At 73.7% G+C, this 9,781-nt stretch carries 8 protein-coding genes; 3 read left to right on the plus strand and 5 right to left on the minus strand.

What is annotated here, in order from left to right:
- Positions 1–457 precede the first annotated feature (457 nt).
- Entirely contained in the window at positions 458–664 is a 207-nt protein-coding gene (locus AAHZ94_RS20675; RefSeq protein ID WP_349994468.1) for a hypothetical protein, read from the plus strand.
- A 445-nt stretch (positions 665–1,109) separates the two neighbouring features.
- Here AAHZ94_RS20675 and AAHZ94_RS20680 read toward each other — a convergent pair whose 3' ends face one another.
- The 4 genes from AAHZ94_RS20680 to AAHZ94_RS20695 all read right to left on the minus strand — a co-directional run bounded on the left by AAHZ94_RS20680 (position 1,110) and on the right by AAHZ94_RS20695 (position 4,159).
- Positions 1,110–1,940, minus strand: a complete 831-nt coding sequence (locus AAHZ94_RS20680; protein WP_349994469.1) for an RNA polymerase sigma factor SigF — start codon at positions 1,938–1,940, stop codon at positions 1,110–1,112.
- Between the two features lie 187 nt (positions 1,941–2,127).
- Complete coding sequence (locus tag AAHZ94_RS20685) at positions 2,128–3,402, minus strand: RNA polymerase sigma factor SigF (RefSeq protein WP_349994470.1); 1,275 nt, start codon at positions 3,400–3,402, stop codon at positions 2,128–2,130.
- A 229-nt stretch (positions 3,403–3,631) separates the two neighbouring features.
- The gene (locus tag AAHZ94_RS20690) at positions 3,632–3,925 is read right to left on the minus strand and encodes a Dabb family protein (RefSeq protein WP_349994471.1); all 294 of its coding nucleotides are present in this window, start codon (positions 3,923–3,925) and stop codon (positions 3,632–3,634) included.
- A 69-nt stretch (positions 3,926–3,994) separates the two neighbouring features.
- Entirely contained in the window at positions 3,995–4,159 is a 165-nt protein-coding gene (locus AAHZ94_RS20695) for a hypothetical protein (RefSeq protein ID WP_349994472.1), read from the minus strand.
- A 517-nt stretch (positions 4,160–4,676) separates the two neighbouring features.
- Between AAHZ94_RS20695 and AAHZ94_RS20700 the strand changes: the two genes are divergently transcribed.
- On the plus strand, positions 4,677–6,659 hold the full coding sequence (locus tag AAHZ94_RS20700) for a hypothetical protein (protein ID WP_349994473.1): 1,983 nt from the start codon (positions 4,677–4,679) through the stop codon (positions 6,657–6,659).
- Between the two features lie 130 nt (positions 6,660–6,789).
- Here AAHZ94_RS20700 and AAHZ94_RS20705 read toward each other — a convergent pair whose 3' ends face one another.
- Positions 6,790–8,538, minus strand: coding sequence for a translation initiation factor 2 (locus AAHZ94_RS20705; protein WP_502964727.1), 1,749 nt, complete (start codon positions 8,536–8,538; stop codon positions 6,790–6,792).
- A gap of 307 nt (positions 8,539–8,845) precedes the next feature.
- Here AAHZ94_RS20705 and AAHZ94_RS20710 point away from each other — a divergent pair, with 307 nt between their 5' ends.
- The gene (locus AAHZ94_RS20710) at positions 8,846–9,325 is read left to right on the plus strand and encodes a hypothetical protein (protein WP_349994475.1); all 480 of its coding nucleotides are present in this window, start codon (positions 8,846–8,848) and stop codon (positions 9,323–9,325) included.
- Positions 9,326–9,781: the final 456 nt, after the last annotated feature.

Below are 9,781 nucleotides of genomic sequence, written 5' to 3' on the forward strand. Positions count from 1 at the left end.
GGGGGGGGGCGGGGGGGGGGGGGGGCGGGGGGGCGGCCGGGCCGGGGGGGGGGGGGGCGCCCCCCGCGCGGGGGGGGGGGGCCGGGGCCCCCCCCCGCGGCCGGGCCGGGCCGGGGCGGGGGCCGCGGGGGTCGGTCTTGGTCGGTTGATCCGCTGATCCGCGGTACGGGGCCCGTACGCGGTGCCGGGCCCCTGTGGCCCGCCGGCCCGGTGTCGCCGCCGGCCGGTGGGGCCGGCATCGGGCGGCCGGGGGCGGGTCTCAAGGGGCCCGTTGATCAAGTTGCTTAGGGCAACCATAGAAGAAGTTAGTTGCTACAGGCAAATGAAATCGAGGGCTGCGGAGTAAACACCCGACAAAGGCTCGCCCGGCCTCCGGTCAAGTCCGGAAAGCGCACGTCAAGGGCGCGGCAAGCCCGGGGGTGTGCGCGATTCCACAGGTTCGCTAGGGTCGGGGCCCATGGCGAACAACCCTGGCCCCGAGGGCAACTACGACCCGGCTGGCAGCACCCAGATGTTCCGCGCCTTTGTCGATGAGGGGGCACAGTCGCAGCCGCGCCAGCCCGCTGCGACCACCTCTTCCGGCGGTCCGCGCATCGGCTTGATCATCGGTGTGATCGTCGCGGTGGCGGTCGTCGCCGCGGTCGCCTGGCTCGCCCTGGCCTGACCCGCCCCCGACCACCCGCCCGAGCCCAACCAGGCGGCCCGTCGCGCCCGGCCCACCCGCCGAGCGCCTCGACGGGCCGCCGGATCGTTTCCGCGGCGAGTTATTCGGCTGGCCGGCGAGGGGTGGAGGTGGGGGCGCTGGTGGTGGCGCTGGCGCTCGCAGTGGGGCAGCGGCGGCGGGGGCTGGCCGCGGCCCGGCTCGACGACCTCCCGGTCATCGTCGGCGCGGAGAAGAGCGGGGCGCGAGAGAAAGAGGAGCGCCGCGCAAGGGGAAAGAGGAGTGCCGCGTCACGGGGAGAGGGGCGCCGCGTGAAAGGGGCGGGGAGTCCCGTGCGTGCCGCGGCCCCCGCCCGGTCTGTCCTGGCGCGGCAGCGTGGAGCGCGTGCGGCGGGGCCAGGGGGAAGGGCGGGGGCGCGGGGTGGTGTCGGTGGTGCCGTGGGGGCGGCTCAGTCGGCGATCAGGCCCTCGCGGAGCTGCGCGAGGGTGCGCGTCAGCAGCCGCGAGACATGCATCTGGGAGATGCCGACCTCTTCACCGATTTGCGATTGCGTCATATTGCCGAAGAAGCGAAGCATGATGATCTGACGCTCGCGCGGCGGCAGTTGGGCGAGCAGCGGCTTCAGCGACTCGCGGTACTCGACGCCTTCGAGCGCGGTGTCCTCGTACCCCAGGCGGTCGGCGAGCGAGCCGTCGGAGCCGTCGTCCTCGGGCGAGGGGGAGTCGAGCGAGCTCGCCGTGTACGCGTTGCCGACGGCGAGGCCGTCCACCACGTCCTCCTCCGAAACGCCCAGGCACGTGGCGAGTTCCGGAACGGTGGGGGAGCGGTCGAGCTTCTGCGAGAGCTCGTCGCTGGCCTTGGTCAGGGCGAGCCGCAGCTCCTGGAGCCGGCGCGGCACCCGCACCGACCAACTGGTGTCGCGGAAGAACCGCTTGATCTCGCCGACCACGGTGGGCATCGCGAACGTGGGGAACTCGACCCCGCGTTCACAGTCGAACCGATCGATCGCCTTGATCAGGCCGATGGTCCCGACCTGCACGATGTCTTCCATCGGCTCGTTGCGGCTGCGGAAGCGCGCCGCCGCGTACCGGACCAGGGGGAGGTTCAGCTCGATCAGCGTGTCACGTACGTACGTACGCTCCGAGCTGTCCTGGTCGAGTGCGGCGAGCCGCAGGAACAGGGAGCGGGAAAGGGTGCGGGTGTCGATGGCCTCGCCGTCGTCCAGCACGCGTGCTGCGTCAGTGGTGAGCACCTTCGAGCTGCCCAGATCTACGGACATGCCACCCCCTTTGAGGTCGCGGACGGTCGCGGTAGCGCTCGTGATGTAGGAACGCAACCTCCCCCTGAATACCGGAAGTACGGCCGCGTCAAACACCGCTCCAGCAGAATGTCACATGTCGGCAACACGCTGTAGCGCCATGTCGACATTACTGCCTGCGGGCCGTTCGTGGGGTCCCCTTGCGGAGTTACGACTCGATTCGATTTGCGGAGCGCAGTCGAGCAAAGCTGCGCGACAGCAGCCGTGAGACGTGCATCTGGGAGACGCCGAGCTCCGCGCTGATCTGGGACTGGGTCAGATTGCTGTAGTAGCGCAGCAGCAGGATGCGCTGTTCGCGCTCGGGGAGTTGGACCAGCAGGTGCCGTACGAGGTCGCGGTGTTCGACCCCGGCCAGGGCCGGGTCCTCGTAGCCGAGGCGGTCCAGCAGGCCGGGCAGTCCGTCGCCCTCCTGGGCGGCTTCGAGTGAGGTGGCGTGGTACGAGCGGCCGGCCTCGATGCAGGCCAGCACCTCGTCCTCGCCGATGCCCAGGTGCTGGGCGATCTCCGCGGTGGTGGGCGAGCGGCCGTGCAACACCGTCAGGTCCTCGGTCGCCCCGCTGACTTGCACCCACAGCTCGTGCAGCCGCCGGGGCACGTGCACGGTGCGTACGTTGTCCCGGAAGTAACGTTTGATCTCGCCGACCACGGTGGGCATCGCGAAGGTCGGGAACTGCACCCCGCGGTGCGGGTCGAAGCGGTCGATGGCGTTGATGAGCCCGATGGTGCCGACCTGGACGACGTCTTCCATCGGCTCGTTGCGGCTGCGGAAGCGGGCCGCCGCGTACCGCACCAGCGGCAGGTTGGCCTCGATCAGCGCGGTCCGTACCCGGGTGTGCTCCGGCGTCCCGGCCGTGAGCCCGGACAACTCGGCGAACAGCACCTGGGTGAGCGCCCGCGCATCCGCACTGCGCCGCTCCCGGGCGCTGACCCCGTCGGCCGGGCCGCCCGGCGCGGCGCCCGCCGTCTCGGGTGACGTCCCGTTTGCTGCTCCGTCTGCCGCCCCGAACGTCCTCGCGCCCGGCGTCGCGTCCGTCTTCGCGTCCGGCGTCGTGTCCGGGGGCCCGGCCGATGTCGCGTCTGACTGCGCGTCCGGCGCTCTGCCCGGCGCCCCGTCCGGTGCCTGGGCGGGGGCCGGCGGCGTCCTGGGCGGCGCTGTCGAGGGTGGCTGCGGGGTGGTCGCCTCGGGGGAGGGCGTGGGGTGCGGGGTGGCCGGTGGGTTTGCCGGCGGGTCGGTGGGCGGGGCGCTCGGCGAGTCGGTCGGCGGGGCGGTCGGCGGGTCGGTGGGTGGTCGGGCGGTGCGGCCCGTCCGGTCCGCGTGCTCGGTGCGTTCGGTCCGGTCCGTGCGCTCCGCGGGTTCCGTCCGTTCCGCTCGTTCGCTGGTGCCGCCCTGGGGCGGGGCTTTGGGTGCAGTACGGGCCGTCACGGTCACGCCACCCTTCACGTAGTCCCATCCCAAACATCCGGCAAAAGCGGTCATAGCATCACAAGACATGTCCACTGTGTGCAAGCACCGTATAGCGCCGTGTTGATGGGTGAGTTGGGGCGTGCTCTCCTTCGGTTGGCCGCGCCCGTACGGTCGACAGCCCCCCGCCGTACGGCAGGGGGCTGTGGATGACGGGGGGCGGCTGTGGACGGCCGCGGCGGTTCCGGCCTCAGAACTCGTAGTCGGCGATCACCCAGGTGGCGAATTCCCGCCACTGGGCGGCGACGGCCTGGTGGGCCGGGTGTTCGAGATAGCGGGTGAGTGCGTCCCGGTCGGCGACGGCCGAGTTGATGGCGAAGTCGTACGCGATGGGGCGCTCGGTGATGTTCCAGGCGCACTCCCAGAACGTCAACTCGGGAACGACCCCTTCCAGCTCCGCGAACGCCTTGGCGCCGGCGATGACGCGCTCCTCATCGCGCGTCACACCCTCGTTCAGCTTGAAAAGGACCAGATGACGGATCACGGTGGCTGCCCTTCGTGCGGATGGCTCAGGTGCGCGGCGGTGGGTGTGGGCAGCCCTGCCGGTGGTCGGTCAGTTGACCAGCTCGGTCATGAACTCGCCGATGCCCTTGGCCGCATCCGAAATGCCCTCGAACCCTACCTGCACCAGCTCAGCGGCCCGGGCCGGGGAGTTGATGATCGTGTACAGCACGAAGACGACGAGTATGTAGGTGGCGATTTTTCTCGCTTGTGCCATGCCGTCCGCCTCCCCTGCGTCGCTGTGGGCCCGCGTGAGTCTATCCACAGGCATGCGCTGTTCGAGTGACTAGTGCGATCGTTCATGAGCTCTTCAGCGTCGTGGAGGTCGAGAAATCTCCGGCGAAAACCCCTCGAAATCCGATCGAAAGCCCGCTGCGACGGGACGCGGCCGGCGCCCGGGCCCCCGGGCGGTGGCCGTGGGTGACGGCGTGTCGGGGATTTCGCGGTTCGCGCGCCGTATCCGGCCGGTCGCCCTAGGGTGAGGAGGCGGCTGCGGGCCGGGCGCCGCACCGCCCGTCGGCCCGTACGGGAACTCCAGACGGCCCCGCGGTCGCGGCGGCGGGACGGCACGGCAGACAGCAAAGACAACACCGGCAGTGTGAGCACGACAAGCGCTGCGAGTACGACAAGCACGGCAGACACGAGAAGCACCACAGGCACCACAAACGGGCCCGAGCAGCACCAGCACAGCACCACAAGCAGCGGAGACGGACGCGGGATTTCGGAGTCGGCCCATGGCATTTCAGCTTCCGCCCGAGGTGGCGTACTTCGTCGACCGTGACGCGGAGCAGGCGTCCGCGCTGCTCGCCGTCGCGCAGGGCACCGGCCAGGACCGGCCGGTGTGCATCGCGCTCAGCGGTCTCGGCGGGGCCGGCAAGACGGAGCTCGCCTTCCGGCTCGCGCGCCGGCTGCGGGCCGACTGCCCGGACGGCGTGCGCTACCTCGACCTGGACGACCTGCGGCACGACGGGGGCGTCGACACCGTGGACGCGCTCGGCGAGCTGCTGCGCGGCCTCGGGGTCGGCAGCGACTGGCTGGCCCCCGGCCTCAAGGCCAGGCACCGGCAGTACTGGGAGCGCACCCAGGACAAGCGGCTGGTCGTCATCGTCGACAACGCGCGGTACGCGGCCGAGGTGCTGCCGCTGCTGCCGGCGTCCGGGCGGAGCGTGGCGATCGTCGCCAGCCACGGGCCGCTGTACGACCTGCCGGGCGAGTCGGCCGTCGAACTGCCGCTGCCGCCGCTGCCCGATCCGTACGGGTTCGAGCTGCTGCGCCGCCTGGTGCACGACGACGCACGGCTGGACGCCGCGCCCGCGGCCGCGCTCGGCGTCGTACGGCTGTGCTCCGGGCTGCCGGCCGCGCTGCGGGTGGCCGGGCCGTGGATTCGACGGCACCGCAGACGCCCGCTGGCCCGGCTGCTCACCGAACTCACCGTCGAACTGCACCAGAAGGGTTTACCCGTGGTCGAAGCGGTATGGGACGCGGCCTATCGCGGGCTGAGCCAGGACGGTTCCCGGCTCTACCGGCTGCTGGCCGACGTGCCGGGGCCGACCTTCACGCCGGCCGCGGCGACCGCGCTGCTCGGCGCGGGGCCGGGGGCGGCCGATGACGCGCTGGACGAGTTGGAGAACGCCGGGCTGCTCGACGTACGGGGGCTGGCCGCCGACGGCAGCGGCGGCCTGCGGCTGCCCGGGTTGCTGCGCGGGCACGCCCGTCGGCGGGCGGACGAGGACGGCGAGGAGGGGGTGCGCGCGGCGGCCGTGGCGCGCATCGTGCGGTGGTACGCGCGACAGGCCCAGCGCGCCGACGCGCTCACCGCCGGGGCCAGGATGACCTGGGCCGATCCGGTGCCCGCCGAGCCGGACGCGCCCGATGTGCCGTTCGCCGACGCGGGGGCCGCGGCGCGCTGGCTTGAGACGGAACGGCACGCGCTGTACGCGGCGGTCGCCCTCGCCCACCGGCACGGTCTCGACACCGAGGCGTGGACGCTGTGCGAACCGCTGTGGACGCACTTCCTGGACCACCGGCACTACGCGGACGTGGTGCCGGCCTTCCGGACCGGCCTGGAGTCCGCACTGCGCGCCGAGCACCTGCCGGCCGCGATCCGGATGCGCTGCCAACTCGCCCGCCCGCTGTGGGAGCAGCGCGACTTCGCGGCGGCCGGGCGGGAGCTCGACCACGCGCAGCGGGCGCTCGGGCTGCTGGGCGGGACGGAGAAGGAGCGCAAGTTGGGCGCGTCGGTGGCCGAGTTCCGCGGCATGTTGCGCTCGGCGTCCGGCGACTGGGCGGGCGCCGCCGAGGACTTCGCGGCGTCCCGCGCGGTGCACGAGGCGATCGAGAACGCGTACGGCGTGCTGCTCCAGAGCTACCGGCTCGGCGAGGCCAAGGCGGAGCTGGGCGAACTGGCCGAGGCGGCCGAGCTGCTGACGCTGGCCCTGGCCGGCTTCCAGGAGCCGGGGCGCCGGCGGCTGCGGATGGTCGGGCGGACCAGCTTCGCGCTCGGCCGGGTGCAGCAGGCGCTCGGCCGGCCGGCGCAGGCCGCTGAGCTGTACGCGGCGGCGCTGGCCAGCGCCCGCGAGCGCGGCGCCGAGCAGGACGAGGTACGGGCCCTGGACGCGCTCGCCGAACTGGCCGAGGCCGCGGGGGACGCGGCCGGCGCGGCGGAGCACCGCACGGCGGCCCGAACGATCCGGCAGCGCAACGGGGTCGTGGCGTGAGGACAGTCGTGGTGTAAGGACAGTCGTGGTGTAAGGACAGTCGTGGTGTAAGGGCAGCCGTGGTGTAAGGACAGCGGGCCGCGCCGGACGGCCAGGGGTGCCAGCAGGTCGGAGCCGGTCGCCGCGGGTCTCAGAAGGTCTGGGCCGCCTCGTCGGGGGTGGCCGGCTGGAGTTGGGCGATGAAGGTGTGGCCCCCGATGACGCACGCGAGGGTGGCGGGCGTGGGGTGGCCGGCGGCGAGCCAGGCGTGGACGGCGCACAGCGCGGCGGCCGGGTCGGCGACGGCGACGCGCCCGCCGGTGCGGCGCGGCGAGAGGCGCACCGCCAGCAGGTGTCCGGTGTCGGTGCGCACCACGCACCGGCTGGCGGAGAGCACGACGGCCGCGGTGCGTGCCCACGGGTAGTCGGCGAGCGCGTGCTCGGTCCAGCCGGCCGCGGTCCAGGCCACGCCGTGCGCGACGGCGGCTGGTCGTACGCCGCCGGCGGGCGCGTTCGTGCTGGTGGGGGCGGACGCGCCGGCGGGGCTGGCCGGGCTGGCCGGGTTGATCGTGCTCGCCGGGGCGGCCGGGGTGTGGCGCCGGTAGAGCAGGGCGGCGCTCTGGTTCTGCGGTTCGGACGCCAGGTCGTGCTCGGCCGCGAGGAAGTGGCCGTGCTGGTTGCCGTCGGCCGGGTAGCGCTCGATGCGTACCTGCTGGCCTTCGATGTGGGCGCGGACGGCGAACGCGGCGGGGGGGCGGGCGGGCGGCCGGGGTTCGGGCAGCACGCGGGCGGTGGCGGGGGCGGCCCGGGGCGCGAGCCGCAGCACCTCGTAGAGCTCCTCCCGCAGCCGTTCCAGGGACCTGCCCTGTTCGGCGAAGGCGGCGGCGGCCACCGCGCGGGCCGTGCCCGGCCGGTGTCCGGCGCGCGCCGCCGCGACGGCGCGGGCGACCTCGTCGGTGCTGCCGTCCGGCTCGGGCAGCGGCGCGAGGCGGGGGCTGCGGGCGAGCAGGTGGGCGATCGGGCTGTCCGGGATGAGCTCGTCGCCACCGTCGTACGCGGCGATCACCGGCCGGTCGAGCGCCGCGCCGTACAGGGCCGTCGAGCCGTGGTCGGTGACGATCGCGTCGGCGGCGACGAGCAGTGCGGCCCACTCCTCGTACGGCCTGGCCAGGACGGCACCGGTGGCGAGCGCGGGGGCGAAGCGCTCGGTGAGGTTCAAGTGGCCCTGTTTGCTGTGCTCGTTGGGGTGGACGATCAGGGCGAGTTGGTACGCGTCGTAGGGGAGTCCGGCGGCGAGCACGGCCGGCAGGGTGGGGCGCCGGTGGAGGAGTGATTCCCGGCCCCAGGTGGAGGCGAGGACGATGAGGGTGCGGGTGCCGGTGCCGAGTGCGGCGCGGTAGCGGTCGCGGTGCGAGCGGGAGGCGAGGACGCGCTCCAGCGTCGGATCGCCGACGACCTTGGCCCGGGCGGCGGCCCGCGGGCTGCGCGCGGCGAGTTGGGCGACCTGGTCGGGGTGGGCGAGCGCGTGCAGGGTGACCAGGGCGCGGTCACCGGCGAGGAGGTACGCGGGGTCGAGTCCGGACGCGGAGTCCGCCGAGCCCTCGTCGCGCACCGTCTTGCCGAAGCCGGCGCCGTGCGGGAGCAGGACCCGGGCGCCGTGCAGGAGCCGGAGTTCGCCCTTGGGGCTGGCGGCCACGATCAGGTCGAAGGCGCGGCCGAGTGCCTCGTCCCAGGGGAGGGTGTGGGCGCCGGCCTGGTCGACGGCGGCGAGGGCGTCGATGCCGAAGTCCGAACCCGGCATGAGGGTGAAGAGCCGGTCGATGCGGCTGTCGCCGGCGAAGACCGGGAGGACGTCAAGGAGTCGGTGCAGGGCCGTCGCCGACCGCGCCACGAACAACACCTGGGCCTCGCCCGTCGCCCGTCGCCCGTCGCCCGTCGCCCGTCGCCCGTCGCCCGTCGCCCGTCGCCCGTCGCCCGTCGCCCGTCATTTTCAGTCTCCGGCATTCTAGTGCGGGCTCTTTTCGTGGGGGCGGAAAAGCAAATCTTCGGGCGGAATTCACGGTGCTGGGGTGCGGTGTCAGATCGTACCCGGCAGGGGGAAATAGCGGTTGATTACGGCCGGTCGTACGCCGGGACAATGGGCCGGGCAATGCGGGGCAATTGTCGGGGAACTCCGCGGGGTTGTGGCGTCGGTCAAGATGTCTTCCATGAGCGAATGGAGCATCGCACTGATCGCGGCGGGTTCGGCGCTGGCGGGCAGCCTGGCCACGGGGTGGTTCACGCGCAGCGCGGGGGCGCGGCAGGCGGAGGCGGCGCGGCACGCGGGGGACCGGCAGGCCGATGCGCTGCTCGACACGGTCCGCATGACGCTGCTCGACCAGCGGGCGGTACGACTGCTCGACCTGCGCCGACAGACCTACGTACGGTTCCTCGAAGCAGCCGAAACCAGCGCATTGGTGCGGCGTACGGGGGAGCGGGAAGCGGGGGAACGGGCGGCGCTCCAGCGGGCGTTCGGGGCCGTGCGGCTTGAGGGGCCGGACGCGGTGGTGGACGCCGCGCGCGAAGTGGTCGGCCTGGTGCGCCGCGAGGGCTCGCCGGACGAACTCGACCGGGCCCGGCAGCGCTTCATCGCCGAGTGCCGCACGGCCCTGGACCACTCCGCACGCCGGGACGAGCCGACGCCTTGAGGTGTGCCGGCGCTTTCCGGGCGAGATCGGAACCATCAAGTCCGGGTGAAGTGTGTGGAGTTGGCGTGACCGAAGTGGTGTCGCTGCCGGCCGGTGGCCCGTAGGGTCGTACCGCCGTCGGGCCGTGGTTCCCGGGGGTCGCGGTGCGCGTGCCGGGCCTGGTGCGCGGCCGTGTGCGACCCTCCGGGGCGCCCGGGCGGCGCGCGGACGGGTCGGCCGCGGTGTGCGGGGCTTCGCCCCGGCCGGGGGGGCGGCGCGGGGGCGCCGGCCGGTGACGTCAGCGGCCGTGGCAGCGGCTCAGTTCCTGGGGGGAATGCGATGGTGAGGGACCGGCGGGATGGGGCCGGACACGAGGGGGAGCCTGCGGACGAGGCGGGGGGGGGGGGGGCCCCCCCCCCCCCCCCCCCCCCCCGCCCCCCCCCCCCCCCCCCCCGCGCCCCCCCCCCCCCCCCCCCC

This window comes from Streptomyces sp. HSW2009, from assembly GCF_040240285.1.
Taxonomy (GTDB): Bacteria; Actinomycetota; Actinomycetes; order Streptomycetales; family Streptomycetaceae; genus Streptomyces.